19 protein-coding genes and 1 pseudogene are annotated in these 21,612 nt (G+C 65.4%); 8 read left to right on the top strand and 12 right to left on the bottom strand.

Annotated features, from left to right (window positions below; translation table 11 throughout):
* Positions 1 to 168: 168 nt before the first annotated feature.
* From IVA74_RS02175 to IVA74_RS02165, 3 genes are read right to left on the bottom strand one after another with little or no spacing between them, the layout of a single operon-like run.
* Complete coding sequence (locus tag IVA74_RS02175) at positions 169 to 666, bottom strand: TPM domain-containing protein (RefSeq protein ID WP_247339421.1); 498 nt, start codon at positions 664 to 666, stop codon at positions 169 to 171.
* Between the two features lie 3 nt (positions 667 to 669).
* On the bottom strand, positions 670 to 1,548 hold the full coding sequence (locus tag IVA74_RS02170) for a YgcG family protein (protein ID WP_247339420.1): 879 nt from the start codon (positions 1,546 to 1,548) through the stop codon (positions 670 to 672).
* A 15-nt stretch (positions 1,549 to 1,563) separates the two neighbouring features.
* Complete coding sequence (locus IVA74_RS02165; RefSeq protein WP_247339419.1) at positions 1,564 to 2,166, bottom strand: LemA family protein; 603 nt, start codon at positions 2,164 to 2,166, stop codon at positions 1,564 to 1,566.
* Positions 2,167 to 2,351: 185 nt separating this feature from the next.
* On the opposite strand from IVA74_RS02165, the gene IVA74_RS02160 reads away from it, so the two are divergent.
* The 3 genes from IVA74_RS02160 to IVA74_RS02150 are packed head-to-tail and all read left to right on the top strand — an operon-like array spanning position 2,352 to position 5,572.
* Positions 2,352 to 3,206 (top strand): enoyl-CoA hydratase, encoded by an 855-nt coding sequence (locus IVA74_RS02160; protein WP_247339418.1) that lies wholly within the window; start codon positions 2,352 to 2,354, stop codon positions 3,204 to 3,206.
* Positions 3,207 to 3,211: 5 nt separating this feature from the next.
* The gene (locus IVA74_RS02155) at positions 3,212 to 4,360 is read left to right on the top strand and encodes an acyl-CoA dehydrogenase (RefSeq protein ID WP_247339416.1); all 1,149 of its coding nucleotides are present in this window, start codon (positions 3,212 to 3,214) and stop codon (positions 4,358 to 4,360) included.
* Between the two features lie 15 nt (positions 4,361 to 4,375).
* On the top strand, positions 4,376 to 5,572 hold the full coding sequence (locus IVA74_RS02150) for an acyl-CoA dehydrogenase family protein (protein ID WP_247339414.1): 1,197 nt from the start codon (positions 4,376 to 4,378) through the stop codon (positions 5,570 to 5,572).
* Between the two features lie 107 nt (positions 5,573 to 5,679).
* Here the strand turns inward: IVA74_RS02150 and IVA74_RS02145 are convergent, their stop codons facing one another.
* The 3 genes and pseudogenes from IVA74_RS02145 to IVA74_RS02135 form a co-directional block, all read right to left on the bottom strand.
* Positions 5,680 to 8,004, bottom strand: a complete 2,325-nt coding sequence (locus IVA74_RS02145; protein WP_247339412.1) for a xanthine dehydrogenase family protein molybdopterin-binding subunit — start codon at positions 8,002 to 8,004, stop codon at positions 5,680 to 5,682.
* Between the two features lie 115 nt (positions 8,005 to 8,119).
* Positions 8,120 to 8,995, bottom strand: coding sequence for a dihydrodipicolinate synthase family protein (locus IVA74_RS02140; RefSeq protein ID WP_247339410.1), 876 nt, complete (start codon positions 8,993 to 8,995; stop codon positions 8,120 to 8,122).
* A 115-nt stretch (positions 8,996 to 9,110) separates the two neighbouring features.
* Positions 9,111 to 9,301 (bottom strand): annotated as a pseudogene (locus IVA74_RS02135) (VOC family protein); the annotation flags it as partial.
* A gap of 183 nt (positions 9,302 to 9,484) precedes the next feature.
* Between IVA74_RS02135 and IVA74_RS02130 the strand changes: the two are divergent.
* Both IVA74_RS02130 and IVA74_RS02125 read left to right on the top strand, forming a co-directional pair.
* Positions 9,485 to 10,351, top strand: a complete 867-nt coding sequence (locus IVA74_RS02130; protein WP_247339408.1) for a S1C family serine protease — start codon at positions 9,485 to 9,487, stop codon at positions 10,349 to 10,351.
* Positions 10,348 to 10,719, top strand: coding sequence for a helix-turn-helix transcriptional regulator (locus IVA74_RS02125; protein ID WP_247339405.1), 372 nt, complete (start codon positions 10,348 to 10,350; stop codon positions 10,717 to 10,719). Before IVA74_RS02130 ends, IVA74_RS02125 begins: the two co-directional genes overlap by 4 nt.
* Before the next feature lie 12 nt (positions 10,720 to 10,731).
* Here the strand turns inward: IVA74_RS02125 and IVA74_RS02120 are convergent, their stop codons facing one another.
* The 4 genes from IVA74_RS02120 to IVA74_RS02105 form a co-directional block, all read right to left on the bottom strand.
* Positions 10,732 to 11,808, bottom strand: coding sequence for an ATP-binding protein (locus tag IVA74_RS02120; protein ID WP_247339403.1), 1,077 nt, complete (start codon positions 11,806 to 11,808; stop codon positions 10,732 to 10,734).
* On the bottom strand, positions 11,795 to 12,487 hold the full coding sequence (locus IVA74_RS02115; RefSeq protein WP_247339401.1) for a response regulator transcription factor: 693 nt from the start codon (positions 12,485 to 12,487) through the stop codon (positions 11,795 to 11,797). Before IVA74_RS02115 ends, IVA74_RS02120 begins: the two co-directional genes overlap by 14 nt.
* A 97-nt stretch (positions 12,488 to 12,584) precedes the next feature.
* Positions 12,585 to 13,133 (bottom strand): hypothetical protein, encoded by a 549-nt coding sequence (locus tag IVA74_RS02110; protein WP_247339399.1) that lies wholly within the window; start codon positions 13,131 to 13,133, stop codon positions 12,585 to 12,587.
* Positions 13,134 to 13,431: 298 nt separating this feature from the next.
* Positions 13,432 to 15,765 (bottom strand): Tex family protein, encoded by a 2,334-nt coding sequence (locus IVA74_RS02105; protein WP_247339397.1) that lies wholly within the window; start codon positions 15,763 to 15,765, stop codon positions 13,432 to 13,434.
* A gap of 298 nt (positions 15,766 to 16,063) precedes the next feature.
* Between IVA74_RS02105 and IVA74_RS02100 the strand changes: the two genes are divergently transcribed.
* Entirely contained in the window at positions 16,064 to 17,167 is a 1,104-nt protein-coding gene (locus IVA74_RS02100; protein ID WP_247339394.1) for a ring-opening amidohydrolase, read from the top strand.
* 132 nt (positions 17,168 to 17,299) lie between these two features.
* Entirely contained in the window at positions 17,300 to 18,769 is a 1,470-nt protein-coding gene (locus tag IVA74_RS02095) for an amidase (RefSeq protein ID WP_247339392.1), read from the top strand.
* A 40-nt stretch (positions 18,770 to 18,809) separates the two neighbouring features.
* Here the strand turns inward: IVA74_RS02095 and IVA74_RS02090 are convergent, their stop codons facing one another.
* Positions 18,810 to 20,036 (bottom strand): LON peptidase substrate-binding domain-containing protein, encoded by a 1,227-nt coding sequence (locus tag IVA74_RS02090; protein WP_247339391.1) that lies wholly within the window; start codon positions 20,034 to 20,036, stop codon positions 18,810 to 18,812.
* Positions 20,037 to 20,218: 182 nt separating this feature from the next.
* Positions 20,219 to 20,536, bottom strand: coding sequence for a hypothetical protein (locus IVA74_RS02085; RefSeq protein ID WP_247339390.1), 318 nt, complete (start codon positions 20,534 to 20,536; stop codon positions 20,219 to 20,221).
* A gap of 144 nt (positions 20,537 to 20,680) precedes the next feature.
* On the opposite strand from IVA74_RS02085, the gene IVA74_RS02080 reads away from it, so the two are divergent.
* Complete coding sequence (locus tag IVA74_RS02080) at positions 20,681 to 21,589, top strand: PaaI family thioesterase (RefSeq protein ID WP_247339389.1); 909 nt, start codon at positions 20,681 to 20,683, stop codon at positions 21,587 to 21,589.
* The last annotated feature ends 23 nt before the right edge of the window (positions 21,590 to 21,612 follow it).

Genomic DNA, 21,612 nt, shown 5'->3' with positions numbered 1-21,612 from the left:
GAAAGACCCAGCGGTCGGGACGAAAAGCTGGCAGCAATCAAACAAAAAGCTGAACATCCGCCTTGACACACCAAATCCCCATGTGAGCAATCCAGAATCTTTCCGCGGCGACAGTCTGGATTGCTTCGCTGCGCTCGCAATGACGGAGTGTGGGGCTATCAGCCGGGGCTACATCACCACCGGTGCGTCCGGCAGTTCGTTCGGGAGCTGGCCGCTCGGCGGGAAATGCCGCGCCAGCTCCTGCGACACGGCCTCGATGCCGCCGATCACGCCGCGTTCGAACTGGCTAGATCCGAACTCGGCTTCCATCGCGCGGCAGATCTGTTCCCAGCGCTTCACATCAACCTTCGCGTCGATGCCGCGATCGGCGACGATCTCGACATCGCGGTCGGCGAGCAGGAGATAGATCAGGACCCCGTTGTTGTGCGCAGTGTCCCAGATCCGCAAATGCGAGAACACGTCGAGCGCGCGCTCGCGCGCCGGCTGATTGCGAAACAGCGGCCCGCCGTCGAGCGCGCCTTCGACGACGAACCGGACCTGGCCGGAATGCATGGCTTCGCCGCGCTTGATCGCCTGCTCGATGCGGTCGAGCACCCCTTTTGGAAACACCCACTTTGCACGCCAATGGTGCTGGAGCAGATGCCGGGTGATGCGCTTCATGCTCATGACCTACCAGCTCCCCGAGGCGCCGCCGCCGCCAAAACTGCCGCCACCGCCGCTGAAGCCACCGCTCGACGACGATCCGCTGCTCCAGCCGCCGGATGACGAGCCGCTCGACCAGGAGCGGCCGCGCGAGGACCCCGTGCCCGATCCCGCCCCAAACAGATCGGCGATAAACGTCAGGATAGCGCCAAGCACACCGACGCCCAACCCGATGACTGCAGAGCCGATCACGAACCAGGCGAGGACACCAACGATCGCTCCAGTTATCCCCGAACCGAATAGCCGCCCGAACATGGAGCGCAGGATCCCGCCGATGACCAGCGGGCCGAACAGCAGGAAGAAGAAAAGCGGCTCGATGTCGTTCCAGTTGCCGAAATTCACGCTGCGCGAGGGCGTCGGCAGCGGCTCGCCGTCGATGACGCGGATCACGCGATCGACGCCCGCCGCGATGCCGCCGGCGAAATCGCCACTCCTGAATTTCGGCGTGATGTCTTCGTCAATGATGCGGCGCGAGGTGACGTCGGTGAGCGCGCCCTCGAGGCCGTAACCGACCTCGATGCGCAAATGCCGGTCGCCCTTGGCGACCACCAGGATCGCGCCGTCGTCGACCTTCTTGCGCCCGATCTTCCAGGCCTCCGCAACGCGGATCGCGAACTGCTCGATCGTCTCCGGCTCCGTCGTCGGCACGATCAGGACGACGAGCTGGCTGCCCTTGCGCGTCTCGAAGTCCTGCAGCTTTTGCGACAGCGCGGCGATGTCGCCGCTGGAGAGCGTGCCGGTCTGATCGACCACGCGGCCGGTCAGTTGCGGCACGGCGACATCGGCTGAGGCAGCGAACGGCCATATCAGCGCAAGCGCGAGCAGGAGGGCCTTGGCGGCACGCATCGGGGTCGAATGCCCTTACTTCGAGGGCGCCGGATTGAAATCGACCTTCGGTGCGGTCGAGATTTCCTTCTCGTTTGCGACCGAGAAGTTCGGCTTCTCCTTGTAGCTGAACATCATCGCAGTGAGGTTGTTCGGGAATGAGCGGATGGTGACGTTATAATCCTGCACCGCCTTGATGTAGCGATTGCGCGCCACCGTGATGCGGTTCTCGGTGCCTTCGAGCTGCGACATCAAATCCTTGAACAGCGCATCCGACTTGAGCTGCGGGTAGTTTTCGGTGACCACGAGCAGTCGCGACAGCGCGCCGGAGAGCTCGCTTTGGGCGGCCTGAAATTTCTGGAATGCGGCGGGATCGTTCAGTACCTCGGGCGTCGCCTGGATGCTGCCGACCTTGGCGCGGGCATTGGTGACGCCGAGCAACACGTCCTTCTCCTGCTGCGCAAAACCCTTCACCGAGTTGACGAGGTTGGGCACCAGATCGGCGCGGCGCTGATACTGGTTCACGACCTCGGACCAGTTGGCCTTGATCTGCTCGTCCTCGCTCTGGATGGCGTTGTAGCCGCAATTGGTGAGGCTCAGCGAGGCCAGCGCCGCCAGCACGGTCAGGATCTTGCGCATCAAATTTCTCCCGGTGGAATCTTGCGCAAACTATCAGATTGCACGCGCGAGACGCCAGACATCTTGCGAGCAGGCCGAGGCTTGCGAAAAGCAGCCGATTTACGCAAGCCCCTTGCTTAATCCCGGCTGTAATAGTCAACTCAAGAGAACAATAATACCAAGACGGAAACGCCGGGGGGAACGCGATGACCTCGTTCGAGACCATCCTCGTGGAGAGGCCGGAGCCGGCGATCTCGAGGATCGTGATGAACCGGCCCGACGCGCGCAACGCGCAGAACCTGCAAATGACCTACGATCTCAACGCCGCGTTCGATGAGGCGGTGCAGGACGATGCGGTCAAGGTGATCATTCTCGCCGGCAACGGTCCGCACTTCTCCTCAGGGCATGATCTGCGCCCCGGCAGCAAGAATGTTGCGGGTGTCGATTTTCCGCCGATCGGAAATTGGGGCGGCTTCGCTGAACCAAACGCCCATGGCCGCTTCGCGCGCGAGCAGGAGATCTATCTCCAGATCACGCGGCGCTGGCGCAACCTCGCCAAGCCGACAATTGCGGAGGTGCACGGCAAGTGCATCGCCGGCGGCCTGATGCTGGCATGGGCCTGCGATCTCATCCTCGCCAGCGACGATGCGCAGTTCTGCGATCCCGTGGTCACCATGGGCGTCTGCGGCGTCGAATGGTTCGTGCATCCCTGGGAGCTCGGCCCGCGCAAGGCCAAGGAGTTTCTGTTCACCGCCGATAGCTGGAGTGCACAGGAGGCGCATCAACTCGGGATGGTCAACCGGGTCGTGCCGCGCGCAGAGCTTTCATCCGCCGTCCTGTCGCTGGCGCGCAAAATCGCATCAAAACCGTCCTTTGCGCTGAAGCTGACCAAGGAAGCCGTGAACCGCTCGGTCGATGTGATGGGCCAGCCGGCGGCGATCGACCAGGCCTTTGCGCTGCATCAGCTCTGCCACGCGCATAATCTTCAGGAATTCGGAATGGTGGTCGATCCATCCGGCCTGCATCCCTCCGTGCGCAAGCCGCCGGCAGCCGCGGAGTAGACACGATGGATCTCAATCTCAGTGACGAGCAACGTCTGCTGCGCGAGAGCGCGGAGCGCTTCGTGGCCGGAAGCTATGATGCCGATCACCGCCGCAAGATGGCGAACGATCCGCTCGGCTTCAGCCCGGCGGTGTGGAAGCAATTCGCCGAGCTGGGCTGGCTGGCGTTGCCGATCGCGGAAGAGTTTGGCGGGCTCGGCGGCGGCGCGGTCGAGATCGGCATTTTGACGGAAGCCTTTGGCCGCGGGCTGGTGTCGGAGCCGTATATCGCAACGGTGGTGCTTGGCGCAGCACTGGTCGAGCGATGCGGCGGCACGGTGCAGAAGCAGGCAATCCTGCCGAAGGTCGCCGACGGATCGCTGAAACTCGCCTTTGCGCATTCGGAGCGCGCGGCGCGGTTCGATCTCGCCAAGGTCGCGACCATTGCCAACAAGACGGCGCAAGGCTGGCGACTCTCCGGCAGCAAGGTTGCGGTGCTCGACGGCCACGCCGCCGGCGAGATCATCGTCTCCGCGCATATCCATGATTATCAGGGCCCCTCCGGCCGCATCGGCCTGTTCCTGGTGCCGGCAAAGACGCCGAGCGTTGCCGTCAGCGACTATGAGCGCCTGGGCGGCGGGCGCGCCTGCAATATCGAACTGTCGGACGTGCAACTGCCGCAAGCCGCCTTGCTCGGTGACGGACACGACGCGCTCCCCGCGATCGAATGGGCCGTCGATCGCGCCATGGCCGCGCTCGACGCCGAGGCCGTCGGCATCATGCAGGTGCTCCTGGAGACCACGCTGGAGTACACAAAAATCCGCAAGCAGTTCGGCCGGCCCCTTTCGGCCAACCAGGTGATCCGCCACCGCCTCGCCGACATGGCGGTGCAGGTCGACGAGTCGCGCTCGATGGCGCTGCGCGCCGCGCTGAAGGTCGATGCCAATCCAGTCGAGCGCGCGCGGGCCGCGTCGGGCGCGAAGGCGAAGATCGGCAGATGTGCGCGCTTTATCGGCGAGCAGTCGATCCAGCTCCACGGCGGCATGGGTGTCACCGAGGAGCTCGAGGTCGGCGCCTACTTCAAGCGGCTGGTCGCCTTCGACACGCTGTTCGGCGGCAGCGCTCACCATTATGGCCGCCACGCCCAGCTCGGCCGCAACGTCGTGCCTGCCTGACACAAGGAGCGCATCATGGACCTGTCGTTCAACACTGAGGAGCGCGCCTTCCAGGACGAGGTGCGCGGCTTCATTGCGAAAAACCTCACCGAGGAGATGAAGCGCGCGACGGCGCTGACGCCGTCGGTGTTCTCCGACCCCGATATCGGCATGGCCTGGCAGCGCACGCTGCACAAGCAAGGCTGGGGCGCGCCGGGCTGGCCGGTCGAGCATGGCGGGCCGGACTGGACGCCGGCGCAGCGCTGGATCTTCGAGACCGAAAGCGCGCGCGCCGGCGTGCCGAACGTCAACGTGATGGGCGTGAAGATGGTCGGGCCCGTCATCATCGGTTTCGGCAGCCCTGAACAGAAGAACTTCTACCTACCGCGCATTCTCTCCGGCGAGGACTATTGGTGCCAGGGCTATTCCGAGCCGGGCTCCGGTTCCGACCTCTCCTCGCTGAAGACGCGGGCGGTGCGCGACGGCGACGACTACATCATCAACGGCACAAAAATCTGGACCACGCATGCCCATCACGCCAACCGCATGTTCGCGCTGGTGCGCACCAGCGACGGCCCGCGGCAGCAGGACGGCATCAGTTTTGTCCTGATCGACATGAATGCGCCAGGCATCACGACGCGCCCCATCCTCACCATCGGCGGCGACCACGAGGTCAACCAGGTGTTCTTCGACGACGTGCGGGTACCCGTTGCCAATCGCGTCGGCGAGGAAGGCAAGGGCTGGACCTACGGCAAGTACCTGCTCGAATTCGAGCGCGGCTCCGGCATCGCGTCGGCGAAGCTGCGCGAAGGGCTGAAGGCGATTGCGGAGCTTGCCGAGTCGGATTTGACGGGACGCGCGATCGACAGTCCCGACATCGCGACGCGCATCTCGGAGGTCGAGGTCGACATCGACGCGCTGGAGATGACGGAGTTGCGTGTGCTGTCGGCGCTGCAGACCGGGCAGAATCCCGGCGCTGTGTCGTCGATCCTCAAGCTGCGCAACAGCGAGATCCGCCAGGCGGTGACCCGGCTGGGGGCCGATGTGATCGGCCACGACGCGCTCGCGGTCGAGCCGATGCGCCCGCTCTACAGGCTCAACCACGAGCCGGCGATGCCGGAGGAGATGCTGACGGTGGTGCCGGAATATCTCAACGGCCGCGCCTACACGATCTTCGGCGGCACCTCGGAGATCCAGCGCGATATTATTGCGAAGATGATGCTGGGGATTTAGCGCGCGACCCTCTCGCCTGTCATTGCGAGGAGCCGTTGCGACGAAGCAATCCAGGCTGCCTCCGCGGGGAGATTCTGGATTGGTTCGCTGCGCTTGCAATGACGGTATTAACCCGCCATCTTCGCATCCCTGATCGCCTTCCATATCTTCTGCGGCGTCAGGGGCGTGTTGAGCTGGGTGATGCCGAGCTCGGCGAGCGCATCCATCACGCCGTTGGTGACGCAAGGGGGACCGCCGATGGCGCCGGATTCGCCGCAGCCCTTGGCGCCGAGCGGATTGGTGCGGCAGGGCGCGGAATCGTCGAGCGTCACCACGATCGGCGGGACGTCGTCGGCGCGCGGGATGCAATAGTCCTGGTAGCTCGCGGTGAGAAGCTGGCCGTCGGAATCATAGGACACGCCCTCGTACAGTGCCTGGCCGATTCCCTGCGCGACACCGCCATGGATCTGCCCCGTCACCAGCATCGGGTTCACAGCGACGCCGACGTCGTCAACCGTAGTGTAGCGCACGACCTTGGAGACGCCGGTCTCGGGGTCGATCTCGACCTCGCAGATATGCGTGCCGTTCGGCCAACTGGGACCATCGACCTCGCCTTCGGAATCGACGCTGAGTTTTGCGCCGCTCTCCTTCTCGGCAATATCGAACAGGCTGATGCGGCGGTCGGTGCCGACCACGGTGAGCATACCGCCCTGGTATTCGATGTCCTCGACCGAGGTCTCCAGCACGTTCGCCGCCTTCTCGCGCGCCTTCTGGATCAAATCGTTGGAGGAGACCGCAACCGCCGTGCCACCGACGAACAGCGAACGCGAGCCGACGCTGCCAAAGCCTGTTGCCAGATCAGTGTCGCCCTGGACCACGTCGATCTTGTCCATGGCAATGCCGAGCGTGTCGGAGATCATCTGGGTGTAGGTGGTCTGCAACCCCTGCCCCATCGCCATGGTGCCGGAATGCAGGACGACGCGGCCCTGCGCGGTCGCATGCATACTGACCTTCTCGGTATGAGCGCGGCCGCCGGTCCATTCGATATAGGAGGTGAGCCCGCGGCCGTAGAGCAGGCCTTTCTTCTTCGCCGCCTTCTTGCGCGCGGCAAAGCCGTCCCAGTCCGCAAGCTTCACGGCACGGTCGAGCATGTGCGCGAAAGCGCCGGAATCGTAAACCTGCCCCGCAGCATTCGTATAGGGCAGTTGCGCCGGCTTGATGTAATTGGCCTTGCGGATCGCGCGCGGATCCATGCCGATTTTCTGCGCGGCAGCGTCGAACAGGCGCTCGACGATGAACACGGCCTCGGGGCGCCCCGCACCGCGATAGGCGCCGACCGGCGCGGTGTGGGTCATCACCGACTTCACTTCGAAATGCACCAGCGGCAAATCGTAGACGCCGGTCTGAACGAACGGCCCCAGCACCAGCGGAATGATGTTGGCCGCGCCCGAGGAATACGCGCCGGTACAGCCGATCGAGCTGACGCGATAGGCCAGCACCTTGCCCTTCTCGTCGAGCGCGAAGGAAGCGGTCGAGGTCAGATCGCGGCCATGAGTGCCACCGACGAATTCGTCCGTGCGGTCGCCGCGCCAGCGGATTTTTTTGTTCAGCTTGGTCGCGGCATAGGCGACGATGCCGTCTTCCGGATAGAGATTGGTCTTCTGGCCAAAGCCACCGCCGATATCGCCGACCAGCACGCGCACGCTGTCCTTGGGACGCTTCAGCACGGCCTCGGCCAGCACGTCGCGGGTCGAGGCGGGCGTCTGCGACTGCACGTGCAAGAGGAGCCGCCCGGTCTTTTTGTCGATCTCGGCGATGGTCGAGCGCGGCTCCATGGCCGACGGCACAAGGCGCTGGCTGACGAGATCGAGCTCGACGGTATGCGCCGCCTTGGCAAAAGCCTCGCCCACCTTGGCGGCATCGCCGTAAGCCATCGCGCCGACGATGTTGTCGGGCGCCTCCGGCCACACTACGGGCGCGCCGGGCTTCACCGCCTCGACGGGATCGACCACCGCCGGCTGCACGTCATATTCGACCACGATCGCTTCGGCCGCGTTCTGGGCGTCAGCACGCGAGGCAGCCACCACTGCGGCCACGGCCTCGCCGGCGTAGCGCACGATTTCGTGCGCCAGCAGGCGGCGTGGCGGCACCGTCATCGGCTTGCCGTCGGGGCGCTTGAAGATGCTCAGTGTCGGGATGACCCCGATGTCGTCCTTGACGAGGTCGGCGCCGGTATAGACCGCGGTCACGCCGGGCATCGCAGTGGCGGCGCCGGTGTCGATCGAGACGATCTTCGCGTGGGCGTGCGGCGAGCGCAGCAGGTACAGCCACAGCGCGCCCTCTTCCGGCTTGTCGTCGATGAACTGCCCCTTCCCGGTGAGAAGCCGCTGATCTTCCAAACGCTTGACGGGCTGCCCCGCTCCGAAACGCAAATTGCCGGGAAGAATGTTCATTCCGTGGGGTCCCTTAATCTCTCAAATGCGGCAGCCTTTTAGCGGATCGAGGTATGCGAGGCCAGCCGCGGTTTTGAGCGGTATATCCACGATTTCGTCATGCCGGGTATGGCGGCTAGCCCAGCTCCCGCAACGCCGCTTCCACGATTTTGCGCGCATCTTCGGTGAGAGCGGCCTGCGGCGGGACGGGATCGCCAACGTCGTAGCCCTGGATGGCCAATCCGGCCTTGATGCAGGCGGCGAGATTGAAGCGGGCAAAAGCCTCGTTGATGCGCCACAGCCTGCGCTGGAGCGCCATCGCCTCGTCCCAGCGGCCGGCCTTGCAGAGGTCGTAGAGCGCCACGCTCTGGCGCGGGATGATGCAGGCAGGGCCCGCCATCCAGCCGAGCCCGCCGATCAGCATCACCGCGGCCGGGATGTGGGCGGAGGCCGAGAACACCCGCAAGGCATCGCCGCAGCGGTTCATGATCGAGAGCAGCCGGCCGGTATTGGTCGAGGCGTCCTTGATGTAGCCGATGCGCGGATGCTCGGCGAGGCGCGCGATGATATCGAGGGTCAGATCGGAGCGCTGGAATTGCGGATTGGTGTAGATGACGACGGGGATGTCCACGGCATCCGCGATGGCGCGGAAATAGGATTCGATCTGCGCATCGGCGAGCGGGAAATACGCTTCCAGGATCGCCAGAATGCCGTCGGCGCCGAGCTTCTGATACGCTTTCGCCTGCGCCACCGCGTCCGCCGTCGAGGTGGAGGCGACGCCCGCGACGACCGGCACACGTCCCTTCGCCGCCTCGATCGTGGTCCGCACGATCGCCGTGCGCTGCACGGCGTCGAGATAGGCGAACTCGCCGGTCGAGCCCAGCGGCGTCAGGCCGTGCACGCCGACGCCGATCAGATCGTCGCAGAGCCTGCTGAGCACGTTCGTCCGCACCGCGCCATCGGCATCGACAGGCGAGACGAGATAGGGAAAGACGCCGTGAAAGTCGGACATGGCAGGTGTGAATCCCGGAAACTGGCTAACGCCTGACCGGTCTTACCAACGCTCGCGCCGGCGATCAAACCCTGATCAGCCGCGCCCGTGTGCCCCAGGGATCGACGGCCTCCACGCGGTCGGCATAGACCTCGATGCCGTTACCCTCGGGGGTCGTCGAGATAGACCGACTCGCTGACGAGGTGATCGGCGAAGCCCGACATCGGGCACCCGATACGAGGCGGCGTGCACCAGCCAGCGCGCGAGGTCCTTGCGTGTCGGCATCAGCAATGCGGTGTGGTAAAGGCCGGCGGCGTTGCGTGGCTCGCTGAAAATCGTGGAGGCGGCGCAATTTCGCGATTGCAACACGTTCGCGTGAGCGGCTCCCAGTCACATATTCGTCGGCCGTGGTCTTACGGACCAGCTTTCCAGATCAGCTTTCCTGGCCATCCGGCCAGTTTCACAATCCGCCGCGACATCCCAGATTAGGGCAGCTTACAGGAGCCTGCCATGACCGACCCCACTCCGCTGTCTTCACTGTCGTCCGCACTCGCGGATGTGGTGGCGCGCACCGCGCCGTCCGTCGTCGCCGTGCGTTCGCATCGCGCCCGCGCCACCGGCTTCGTCTGGAAACCCGGCCTGATCGTCACCGCCGACGAGGCGCTGGCCGACGAGGGCGAAGTCGAGATCGGCCTCCCCGACGGCAGCGCCACGGCCGCCACGATTGCCGGCCGCGACCATACGACGGATATCGCACTGCTGCGCGCCGATACTGCGCTTGCCCCGGTCAAGCTGGCCACAACGGTCCCGCCCCTCGGCGCGCTGTCGGTCGTCATCGCCACCAACCGCGATACGCCGAGCGCCGCGCTGGGGATGGTATCGCTGTCCGGCACGAGCTGGCGCAGCCTGCGCGGCGGCGATATCGACGCGCGGATCGAGCTCGACGTCCGCCTGCGCGCCAGCCAGCAGGGCGGCCTCGCGCTCGATGCATCGGGCGACGCCTTCGGCATGGCCGTGCTCGGCCCGAGGCGTGTGCTGGTGATCCCGACAGCGACGATCGAGCGGGTCGCAGCACAATTAGAGGCGCGCGGCCGCATCGCGCGCGGATATCTCGGCCTCGGGCTCCAGCCGGTCCGGCTCGACGACGGCGTCGGCGCGATGGTGATGAACGTCGACAAGGCCGGACCTTCGGCCGCGGCCGGCATCCGCCAGGGCGACGTCATCGTCGCCGTCAACGACCAGAAACTGTCAGGCGTACGTGCGCTGTCGCGGACACTGGGTCCGGCGAGCGTCGGAGCGGTGGTCGACGTGGCCGCGCGCCGCGGCGGCGAGCCGGTCAGCTTCAAGGTCACGGTCGGCGAGAGGCCCGAGGCGTGAGCGAGGACATCGCGCCCGAGATCGTGCTGTCCCTGGAGATCGACGATCCCGCCCTCGCCGATCGCCTGGCGGCTCTGCTCGGCAATATCGCCGGGGTTCGCCTCGCCGGACCCGGCGAGAAGGCCACGGCGACGATTGTCACCCGCGATGCGCGTATCATGCCCGACGATATCGCGCTGACGCAGCGCGAGCTCGACGTGCTGGCGCTGATGGCGGAAGGTGGCTCCAACAAGATGATCGCGCGTCAGCTCAACATCTCCGTGCACACCGTGAAGTTCCATGTCGGCTCGCTGCTCGACAAGCTCGATGCCACCGGCCGCACCGATGCGGTCGCGCATGCGGCACGGCGCGGCGTGATCGAGCTTTGACACGATCGGGCTTCATTGCGCCGACGTCTTGGGGAAGCTTAGCCGGACCGTGAGGCCCGGCGCATTGTCATGCAGCGCAATCTCGGCGCCATGGAGGCCGGCAACTGCCGCGACCAGACTCAGGCCGAGGCCGTTGCCCGGCGTGTAGCGGCTCTGTTCGAGCCGGTAGAAGCGCTTGAACACATGATCGCGCTCCTCAGTGGGAATACCCGGACCATCGTCGGCGATCGCGATCGTCGCACCGCCGTCGGCGCTGCGGCAGGTGACGCTCACCTGCCCGCCTTTGCAGCCGTGCTTGATCGCGTTGTCGACGAGATTGGCGATGGCGTCGAACAGCAGGTCGCGATCGCCCGTGATCGCCACCTCGCGGTCGCCATCCAGGCTGAGCCGGGTCGCAACCTGTTCGGCGGCGGCATCGTAGAGCTCGACGACCTCGCCGGCGATCCCGGCGAGATTGAGGGTGCGAAACGCGCGACGGCGGGCGCGGGTCTCGATCTCCGAAATGCGGGTGATGGAGGCGAACATGCCGAGCACTGCGTCGAGATCGGCGATGGTGTCACCGATCAGCGCCGCGTCGGCCTCGCCGTTGCGAGGGGCGTGATAGGCCTTTTCCAGCCGGCCCCGCATGCGCGTCAGCGGCGTGCGCAAATCATGGGCGACGTTGTCGCTGACCTGCTTGACCTCGCCCATCAGCGTCTCGATGCGGTCGAGCATCTGGTTGAGGTTTTCGGCGACGCGGTCCCACTCGTCGTGACTGCCGCGCAAGGGAATGCGCTGATCGAGGCCGGACATCATGATGGCGCGGCTGGTGGCGTTGATCTCCTCGATTCGCCCGACCGTGCGCCGTGTCACCAGCACCGCGGCGAGCCCGGCGAGCACCAGCATCAGCACGGCGACAGCGGCCGTTGCGAGCTCGATCATCGCGGTGAAGCCGCTGTGATCGCCGGCATCGCCGACACGGCTCTGCACATAGGCGATCGTGCCGAAATAGACATAGGCCATGATCGCCGCGACGATCAGCCCGAATGCCGCGATCGCGATCAGTGCCAGGCGGAAGGTCGAGGAGCGGAGCGTTTTAACCAGGAGCACGGAGACAATATCCGATGCCGCGAATGGTGTGGATCAGCGGATAGGCCTGGGCATCGTCGACCTTGCGGCGGACGCGGCCGACATAGACGTCAATGATGTTGGTGGAGGGATCGAAGTGCAGATCCCAGACATGCTGGAGCAGCATCGCGCGGGAAACGACCCGGCCCGCGTTGCGGACGAGATATTCGAGCAACTGAAACTCGCGCGGCAATAGCGGAATCTTCCGGCCGCGGCGGCTGGCGTTGCGCGCGATCAGGTCGATGGCGAGATCGCCGACCCGCAAAATCGTCTCCTTGGCGACGGTGTCGCTGCGGCGGCCGAGTGCCTCCAGCCGGGCCAGAAGCTCGACAAAAGAGAACGGCTTGACGAGATAGTCGTCGCCGCCGGCGCGCAAGCCCCGCACGCGGTCGTCGACCTCGCCGAGTGCGGAGATGATCAGGATCGGCGCGGCGATGCCGTCGTCGCGCAACTGGCGCATCACGGTGATGCCGTCGATGTCGGGCAGCATGCGGTCGATGGTGATCACGGCATAGTCGCGCGCGGCGCCGTGGCTGAGGGCTTCGCGCCCCGTGGCGGCGAGATCGACGTCGTAGCCAGAAATCGTCAGCTCCTCGACGAGCTGGCCTGCGGTTTCCGCATCGTCCTCGACGACCAGAATGCGGCGGTGACCTCCGGTCATGACAAACTCCGCGCGACGATCGCCATCAGACTATCCCGTTCCGGGGCTGAGCGGAACCGCCCGACGACGATCGCGACAATGGTGCGGTACGGCGATGCTAGTACCAAGAGTCTCCGCACACATTGACCCATTGCCGCCCATAGGGCGTCCAGTTCCTGCGCCAGCAACCGTCGTCATAATAATTGGCGTAGTAGAAGGGGGCGCCAACGAAGGCGAACCGGTGGAAGCGATGGTGGCGGAAGAAAAACGCGTGGCGGCCGATAAAGGGCCTGCCGTGCCAGCCGGCGCCGGCGAAACGCGGCCCGAAGGCGGCGCGGGTCGCTAGTGGCGCACCGGCAAAGCGCGGCCCAAAGGCAGCGTGGGCCGCCATCGGCGAGCCAGCAAAGCGGGCGCCACCGAAGTGAGCACCGCCCATGCCACCGAAGTGAGCACCGCCCATGCCGCCGAAGTGCATGCCACCGCCGCCCATACCGCCGGCGTGCATCCCCCCGCCGCCAAAATGCCCGCCGCCAAAACCGCCACCGCCAAAACCACCACCGCCATGTCCGCCACCACCGCCGCCCCCGCGGGCGAGAACGGGCGAGGCGACCGCCAGCGTCGCAGCAACTGCCGCTGCGACGATGCCTGTGAGAAGCCTGTTGTTCATCTAAGTATCCTCCTTGTCGCGGCGATGGTCTCGCCACTCCGGAGGCTCAGATGAGGAAAACCCGCCCTCATCTTCAACTTACAAATGCGCCAGATTCTGACGCGGGAGTTAGAAAGGTGGACCCGCGCGCGCGCTCCTCCGTCATTGCGAGGAGCTCTTGCGACGAAGCAATCCAGAGTGCCTCCACGCAGGCAGACTGGATTGCTTCGCTTCGCTCGCAATGACGACACGGATGGAGCTCGCCATACGTCGAGCGGCTCACCTCTCCCGCAGAAGGACGGGGAGAGAAGTTAAGACGTCACGCCCGCTTGCCGCCGTTCTTCTCGGCGGCACGGCGCAGCGCTTCGGCGAGGGCGCCGCCGCCGGAAGATTCCTGTTGGCGCGGTGCGGACGAGGTCATGCGGGAGGGGTTGCGCGAGCTGTTGTCGCGCTGCATGCCGGGCGCCTCCTTGGCGCCGACCTCGTCGTCGAGACGCAAGGTCAGCGAGATGCGCTTGCGCGCGACCTCGAAGTCCAGCACCTTCACCTTGACGATGTCGCCGGGCTTCACCACCTCGCGCGGATCCTTGATGTAGGTCTTGGACATCGCCGAGATGTGCACAAGGCCGTCCTGGTGCACACCGATGTCGACGAATGCGCCGAACGCGGCGACGTTGGTCACGGTGCCCTCGAGGATCATGCCCTTCTTGAGGTGCTTGATTTCCTCGACGCCGTCCATGAACACCGCGGCCTTGAACGCCGGACGCGGATCGCGGCCGGGCTTTTCGAGCTCGCGCAGGATGTCGGTCACGGTCGGCAGACCAAACGTCTCGTCGACGAAATCCTTCGGCTTCAGCGTGCGCACCATCTCGCTGCTGCCGATCAACGCCTTGATGTCGCTCTTGGTGGCGCTAAGAATCCGGCGCACCACCGGATACGCTTCCGGATGCACGCCAGAGGCATCGAGCGGATCCTCGCCGCCGACGATGCGCAGGAAGCCCGCGCACTGCTCGAACGCCTTGGGGCCGAGCCGCGGCACGTCTTTCAGCGCCTTGCGCGACTTGAACGGGCCGTTGGCGTCACGGTACGCCACGATGCTCGAGGCGAGACCGGAGCCCACGCCCGACACGCGGGCAAGAAGCGGCGCCGAGGCGGTATTGACGTCGACACCGACCGCGTTCACGCAGTCTTCGACCACTGCGTCGAGCGATTTGGCGAGCTTGGCCTGGCCGAGATCGTGCTGATACTGGCCGACACCGATCGCCTTGGGCTCGATCTTGACCAGCTCGGCGAGCGGATCCTGGAGGCGGCGGCCGATCGAGACCGCGCCGCGCAGGGTGACGTCGAGATCAGGCAATTCCTCCGACGCGAAGGCCGAGGCCGAATAGACCGAGGCGCCGGCCTCCGACACGACGATCTTGGTCATCTTCAGTTCGGCGAGGCCCTTGACGAGATCGCCCGCGAGCTTGTCGGTCTCGCGCGAGGCGGTGCCGTTGCCGATCGCGATCAGCTCAACGCGATGTTTCAGCGCGAGCTTGCCGAGGATCGCCAGCGCCTCGTTCCACTGCCGCTGCGGCTCGTGCGGATAGATCACAGCGGTATCGACCACCTTGCCGGTCGCGTCGGTGACGGCGACCTTGACGCCGGTGCGGAAGCCGGGATCGAGCCCCATGGTGACGCGGGTGCCGGCGGGCGCGGCCAGCAATAGATCGCGCAAATTGGAGGCGAACACGCGCACGGCCTCGGTCTCGGCCGCATTCCACAGCCGCATGCGCAGGTCGATGTTGAGATGCACCTGGATCTTGGTGCGCCAGGCCCAGCGCACGGTGTCGATCATCCAGCGGTCGCCGGCGCGCTTGAGGTCGGCGATGCCGAACCGCTTCATGATCTTCAGCTCATAGGCACTCGGCACGCCCGGCGGCGATGCTTCGGCCTCGGCCTGAATCTGAAGATCGAGGATCTCTTCCTTTTCGCCGCGGAACATCGCGAGAATGCGGTGCGAGGGCAGCTTGGTCAGCGGCTCGGAGAACTCAAAATAGTCGGCGAACTTTTCGCCCTCGGTTTTCTTGCCGTCACGCACCTTGGAGGCCATGCGCGCATTGGTCCACACCTCCTCGCGCAGGCTCCCGATCAGGTCGGCGTCTTCGTCGAAACGCTCGACCAGGATGGCCCGGGCGCCGTCGAGCGCCGCAGCGGCGTCGGCAACGCCCTTCTCGGCATTGACGAAGGTTTCCGCCACCACCTTCGGATCGTTGGTGGGTTCTGCCATGAGCCGATTGGCGAGCGGCTCGAGGCCGGCTTCCCTGGCGATCTCCGCCTTGGTGCGGCGCTTCGGCTTGAACGGTAGATAGATGTCTTCGAGGCGCGCCTTGCTGTCGGCAGCGAGAATGGAGGCTTCGAGCGCGGCATCGAGCTTGCCCTGCTCGCGGACCGATTCGAGAATGGCCTTGCGGCGGTCTTCGAGCTCGCGCAGGTAACCCAGGCGCTCTTCCAGAGTGCGCAATTGCGCGTCGTCCAGCGCACCGGTCGCTTCCTTGCGGTAGCGGGCGATGAAGGGAACCGTGGCGCCGCCGTCGAGCAGCGTCACCGTCGCCTCGACCTGCTCCGCCCGAACCCCAAGCTCCTGCGCAATTTTCTGGTTGATATTTGCCACGCGAGAACCCCTCTATCCGAGCACGCACCGCGGCGGCGAGCCACCGGCTGCGGGACGCCGCTTATGGACCAACCGGGGCTGATTCATCAAGGTGCGGCGAGCGGCCGTCGACAAGGGATTTTTTGTCGAAGCGATGCGATCTCGCCACAATCGTGGGGACGCCGCAAACGGCGCACATATTCCGCCGTCTTCCTGGCGTTCAGGACGACGTCGGAGGATAGCCTCGACACCTTGACAGGCGCCCCGGTTCGACGGCTGTTTCACGAGCCGGACCATCGAACTCCCATGAGGACGAGCAATGCGGACGACATCGGTCGGCGTGATCAGGATTGCCACCAAAGGCCCCGGCGACGTCTCCGGCCTCCTGGACATGATCGCCTCCGGCGCGATCGATCCGACATCCATCCTGACCATCCTCGGCAAGACCGAGGGCAATGGCGGCGTCAACGATTTTACCCGGGAATATGCCGTTGCCGCGCTGTGCACGGCGCTGGCGCCGCAGCTCGGCCTGTCGCCGCGGGAGGTCGAGCAGCGCATCGCTTTCGTGATGTCCGGCGGCACCGAGGGCGTGCTCAGCCCGCACATCACTGTGTTCACGCGCCAGGACGTCCCGCAGCGACCGGCAGGCTTGTCCGGCAAACGCCTGAGCATCGGCATGGCGCACACCCGGGATTTCCTGCCCGAAGAGCTCGGCCGCTCCGCGCAGATCACGGAGACGGCCAAGGCCGTGAAAGCCGCGATGGAGGATGCCGGCATTGCTGACCCCACCGACATCCATTTCGTGCAGATCAAGTGCCCGCTGCTCACCAGCGATCGCGTCGAGGCGGCAAACGCGCGCGGCAACAAGACGGTGACGACCAGCGCTTACAGCTCAATGGCCTATTCGCGCGGCGCCTCCGCGCTCGGGGTTGCGGTCGCGCTCGGCGAGATCGCCTCCGACATTCGCGACGACGACGTGCTGCAACGTTACGATCTGTTCTCGAGGGTCGCCTCGACTTCGTCCGGGATCGAGCTGATGCACAACGTCGTCATCGTGCTCGGCAACGCGATGTCATCGACGAGCGAATTCGAGATCGGGCATGCCGTGATGAGCGATGCCATCGACGCCACCGCCGTGCTTGCCGCGCTGGAGAGCGTCGGGCTGGACGTCGCGACGGCGGGCCGCGAGCTCGTCAACATTTTTGCCAAGGCCGAGGCTTCGCCTGATGGCAGCGTGCGCGGCTTCCGCCACACCATGCTGGAAGATACCGACATCAGCTCGACGCGCCACGCCCGTGCCGCCGTCGGCGGCCTGATTGCCGGCCTCGCCGGCACCGGCGCGGTCTATGTCTCCGGCGGCGCCGAGCATCAGGGGCCGGCCGGCGGCGGCCCGGTCGCGGTGATCGCAAAGCTCTCGAATTGATGCATCCGCATGCAATGCGGGTTTGCAGCCGACCTCTCCATCCGGCGCAACCCTGCCCTTCGCGTCGCCTCAGTTGTTTAAAGTGCTCCTGTGCGAAACTAAGATGGCGCCGCACGAAGAGGTTTGGATCGCATGACTTTCCCGATGAGCTGGAATGAATGGGCGCAGCACGACGGCGTGGGACTGGCGGCGCGCGTCCGCAAGGGCGAGCTGACGGCGAAGGAATTGGCCCGCCAAGCCGCTGCGGGCGTCGCCAAGGTCAATCCGGCACTGTCGGGTGTGGTCGAGCTGTTCGAGGACGTGATCGCCGATCCGGCCAAGGACGGCGCCAATCTCGCCGGGCCGTTCGCCGGCCTGCCCTTCCTGATGAAGGACCTCGGCCCGACCATGAAGGGCCGGCTCCAGGAAATGGGCTCGCTGTTGATGCGCGGCAATCGCGCCGCTGCCGATACGTTCCTGACCGGCAAATTCCGCCAGGCCGGGCTGAACCTGATCGGACGCACCACGACGCCGGAATTCGGCGTATGCAGCTCGGCCGACAATCCGGCCGTCTACGTCACGCGCAATCCCTGGGATACCGATTACACCACTTGCGGCTCGTCCGCGGGGAGCGCCGCGATGGTCGCGGCCGGCGTGGTGCCGATCGCACATGCAACCGATGGCGGCGGTTCGATCCGCATTCCCGCCGGGGTCAACGGCAATATCGGTCTTAAGGTCTCGCGCGGCGTGTTCTCGCTCGCCCCGCACATGTCGGACCTCACCGGGCTGGTCTCGATCCAGGGCTGCCAGTCGCGTAGCGTGCGCGACACCGCCGCCTTCGTCGATCATGCAAGGGGAGCGGCGCCCGGCGAATTCATGCCGTTCTGGACCACGGCACAGCCCTATTCCGAGATGATCAAGCGCGATCCGTCAAAGCTTCGCATCGCGCTGTCGCACACCTGGGGCGACTACACCGCGACGCCTGAGATCGCCGCCGAGCTGGAGAAATCTGGCCGCTTCCTCGAAGGCCTCGGCCATCACGTCGATTACGCCTTGCCCGAGCTCGACTTCCGCGCCGCGTTCGAAGCGCAGACCACCTGTTACATCTCGAATTTTGCCGTGGTGATCTCCAATATGCTCGCCGCACGCGGGCTGGAAAAGCCGCCGGTAGATCTCATCGAGCCCATGAATATCCGGATCTGGGAAGCCGGCCGGAACACGAGCTTTGCCGAGCGGGCGAAGATGCAAGGCGTGTTCAACACGACTTCACGCGCCTTCGGCGCCTTCTTCGAACAGTGGGACGTGATCCTGACGCCGATCACCGCGCTGCCGACGCCGAAGGTCGGCACCAGGGAATATCTCACCATCTCCGACAACCCTGACGTGCTCGACTGGTTCGGCAATCTCTGGCGCTTCTTCGCCTTCACGCCGCTCGCCAATCTCTGCGGCATGCCGGCGATATCGATGCCGATGGCCACGCAGGAACACGGCCTGCCGCTCGGCATCCAGGCGATTGCGAAGCAGGCCAATGACGGCCTCCTCCTGCAACTCGCCGCTCAGATCGAGCGCGCGCTCGACGGCAAGTGGAACGATGGCAGGAAGCCGAAGGTGCATGTGGGCTGATGAGAGTCGGCGATCGCGTTGAGATGCGATCATCTCTGCTCTACTTCGCGCCCTGGCCAACACCTCGCGCGATCGCTTTATCGGCCCGCCCGCGCGAGACGCCATGCTCCGCGAGCAGACGTGCCGCGGGGCTTCGCATTTCGGCGAACAGGGCGACGAGCGCGTTGGCGCCGGTCACCGCGGCGTAACCCACCTCCTGGGCGTGGAGCGCGGCACGTTGATCGACGCGCTTGAACGCGGGCGTGGGCTCGGCGCTCCCGGCCTCGATCACGGTGTGCTTGAGCTCGTTGTCGAGATATTGCGTAAGGCGCTGCCTCAGGCTGCCGAGATCAGCGTCGCAGGCCTGCATCACGGCAGATGCTTCCGTGTCTTCGATCAAGGCAAGCGAAAGATGCTCGAGGGTCGCGTATTGATGGTGACGCCGATCAGCGTGATCGAGCGCCCGACGCTTCGTGGCCGCGTAATTTGCCAACACCGGGCGTGCAGGCATGTCGAGCAACGTTTCAATCGCCTCGAGCCGTTTCACGGGATCGAGCGTCGCCAGAAGCTCATACTTGTCTCTGACGGGCAATTTCATACGCGCGGCGACGGTGTCAGCGATCCGTCCGGGATCACGGGCTTGATCGAAGAACAGCCAGATGTCCGGCACGAGAATTCCGTGAGCCGCCGTGTAATCCTCGAAGCGCTGATAGATCCTTCGTATCAGATCGCGGGCATCGCGGGTCGCTCCCTCGCTGACGTCAGCGACCTCGGCCTGATACGTAGCCATTTCCGCGGCAAAGCTGCGCAGCGCAACCCGCCGAAGCCCGCGCGTCAACACCCTGAGCGTGCCATCGCCGAGCGTTTCGAGTTCGAGCAGCTGGGCCAGGATGCCGATCTCATAGACATCGGAAAATCCGGGATCATCGACGGCCGCCTCCCGCTGGATCGCCACCACGACCTCCCGCCCGCCGTCGAACGCCTGGTTCAGGGCCTGGACGGTCCTCTCGCGTCCCACGAACAGCGGGTAGGTCGCGTTCGGAAATGGAACGAGATCGCGCAAGGGAATGGCTGGATAGAACGCCCTTGTCGTTTTCATCCGTGCAGCCGGCGCAGTCGTGTCACGGCGCTCGGCGTGAAGCAGCGCCGACAGCGTATTCCAGTCGGCGACGCCGAGCATCCTCGACACCAGTTCGAGGCTCTCGCTGTGACTGATGGTGACGGCCTTGGTGGTCAGGGATTCGCGCAGCGTCTGCGCCATTGCCTTGGCATCGCGAAAATCGCGCATCGGTTCGTCCTCTGCATGAGCGATCCAGGAGTGTCAGTTGGTTGCGTTGCTGACCCGGTCGCTCGGGCAAAGGGGGCCGATCAAGGGCTCGATACGTTCACCATTCCACGGAGGGGGCAACCGGCAGGTCGTATCAACCTGCGTGAAAGGTGACGCAAACAGTGCGTCGAGTCAATTGCCGTTCAATTCTTCACCGTCGGGATCTCCTCGGCCGGCTGCTGCTGGCCCTGCTGATACATCGCCAGCGCCTTTTCGAGCGCTTCGCGCAGCGCCAGCGCGGCGGCCACGCTGCAGCGCAGATGCGCGGTCTGAACGACGTCAACCCTGACGGCGGCGCCGACCGGCATCAACAGGTTCGCCGCTAGCTCGATCTGGATGGCGCCGTTGTGGTGGCCGAAGCAGGATGCGCCGTCGAAATAGATGATCGGCGCCCGCTCCGAGCTCGAGGTCGAAATGATGACGGGCCCCTGGCTGGTGGCGGGCGTTTCGGGATCGGCCATGGGCACTCCTTACGGCTAGTCGATAGGACGAAGCGCCCACCATCGTTGCTTCGGCCCGCTCTGTCGAGGCCAAACCCGGCACACCTGCCGTGGACGCGCATTCGGGGTTTTGCGCCGCACCCGACACTGGTCTAGAACGTCGTCATGTCCAGCTCACCGACCACACTTCCCTTCGAGGAACTCGCCGAGGCGATCCGGGGGCGCCGCTCCGATTACGGCCATATCAGCGGGCTCCAGCTCGACCGCTTCGCGCCTGGCGAGGCCTGGTCCAGCCTGCCCTACCGACCCGTCTTCGTCGGCGACACCGAGACCGGCGTGCTGCATGGCGGCGTCGTCACCGCGATGCTGGACGAGAGCTGCGGCATGGCGGTGCAGCTCGCGCTCGACGGCACGAGCGCCATCGCGACGCTTGATCTGCGCATCGACTACCAGAAGCCGGCAACGCCGGGCCTCGACATCAAGGCGCATTCGATCTGCTACCGCACCACGCGCTCGATCGCCTTCGTGCGCTCCACCGCCTATCAGGAATCCGAGGACGATCCGGTCGCGACCGCCACCGCCTGCTTCATGATCGGCGCCAACCGTACCAACATGCTCGCGGATCGCAGGATGGATTCGCTCAGCATCCCGTCGCTGGAAGCGCCGGACGATCCGGCGGGCCCGTTCGCCAACAGCCCGTTCGCGCGCTGTCTCGGCATTCGCGTCAATGACGACGGCACACTGACGATGCCGTTCTCGCCAAAGATCATCGGCAACCCGATCTTGCCCGCGATCCATGGCGGCATGACCGGCGCCTTCCTCGAGACCACCGCGATCTTCGGAGTGGCGCGCGAGCTCGGCGCGGCCGCATTGCCCAAGCCGATCGGATTGACGGTCAACTATCTGCGCTCCGGCCGCGCGCTCGACACGTTCGCCAACGTTTCGATCGTGAAGCAGGGCCGGCGCATCGTCGCCTTCGAGGCGCGCGCCTGGCAGGACGATGCGGACAAGCCGATCGCCACCGCCTTCGGCCATTTCATGCTGCGGCCGACGCCCGGAAACGACGAGGAATAGGCGCATTTTCCCTTGACGGCCGG

Origin of the sequence: Bradyrhizobium sp. 132, from assembly GCF_023074185.1 — a bacterium.
In the GTDB taxonomy this organism is placed as follows: Bacteria; Pseudomonadota; Alphaproteobacteria; order Rhizobiales; family Xanthobacteraceae; genus Bradyrhizobium.
The sequence above is the reverse complement of the archived record's forward strand: the minus strand, read 5'-3'. Positions and strand labels throughout refer to the sequence as shown.

Excerpts from the sequence above, each read along its gene's own strand:
- IVA74_RS02175 (WP_247339421.1), bottom strand. The coding sequence starts at position 666 with ATGAGCATGAAGCGCATCACCCGGCATCTGCTCCAGCACCATTGGCGT.
- IVA74_RS02170 (WP_247339420.1), bottom strand. The coding sequence starts at position 1,548 with ATGCGTGCCGCCAAGGCCCTCCTGCTCGCGCTTGCGCTGATATGGCCG.
- IVA74_RS02165 (WP_247339419.1), bottom strand. The coding sequence starts at position 2,166 with ATGCGCAAGATCCTGACCGTGCTGGCGGCGCTGGCCTCGCTGAGCCTC.
- IVA74_RS02160 (WP_247339418.1), top strand. The coding sequence starts at position 2,352 with ATGACCTCGTTCGAGACCATCCTCGTGGAGAGGCCGGAGCCGGCGATC.
- IVA74_RS02155 (WP_247339416.1), top strand. The coding sequence starts at position 3,212 with ATGGATCTCAATCTCAGTGACGAGCAACGTCTGCTGCGCGAGAGCGCG.
- IVA74_RS02150 (WP_247339414.1), top strand. The coding sequence starts at position 4,376 with ATGGACCTGTCGTTCAACACTGAGGAGCGCGCCTTCCAGGACGAGGTG.
- IVA74_RS02145 (WP_247339412.1), bottom strand. The coding sequence starts at position 8,004 with ATGAACATTCTTCCCGGCAATTTGCGTTTCGGAGCGGGGCAGCCCGTC.
- IVA74_RS02140 (WP_247339410.1), bottom strand. The coding sequence starts at position 8,995 with ATGTCCGACTTTCACGGCGTCTTTCCCTATCTCGTCTCGCCTGTCGAT.
- IVA74_RS02130 (WP_247339408.1), top strand. The coding sequence starts at position 9,485 with ATGACCGACCCCACTCCGCTGTCTTCACTGTCGTCCGCACTCGCGGAT.
- IVA74_RS02115 (WP_247339401.1), bottom strand. The coding sequence starts at position 12,487 with ATGACCGGAGGTCACCGCCGCATTCTGGTCGTCGAGGACGATGCGGAA.
- IVA74_RS02110 (WP_247339399.1), bottom strand. The coding sequence starts at position 13,133 with ATGAACAACAGGCTTCTCACAGGCATCGTCGCAGCGGCAGTTGCTGCG.
- IVA74_RS02100 (WP_247339394.1), top strand. The coding sequence starts at position 16,064 with ATGCGGACGACATCGGTCGGCGTGATCAGGATTGCCACCAAAGGCCCC.
- IVA74_RS02095 (WP_247339392.1), top strand. The coding sequence starts at position 17,300 with ATGACTTTCCCGATGAGCTGGAATGAATGGGCGCAGCACGACGGCGTG.
- IVA74_RS02090 (WP_247339391.1), bottom strand. The coding sequence starts at position 20,036 with ATGCGCGATTTTCGCGATGCCAAGGCAATGGCGCAGACGCTGCGCGAA.
- IVA74_RS02085 (WP_247339390.1), bottom strand. The coding sequence starts at position 20,536 with ATGGCCGATCCCGAAACGCCCGCCACCAGCCAGGGGCCCGTCATCATT.
- IVA74_RS02080 (WP_247339389.1), top strand. The coding sequence starts at position 20,681 with ATGTCCAGCTCACCGACCACACTTCCCTTCGAGGAACTCGCCGAGGCG.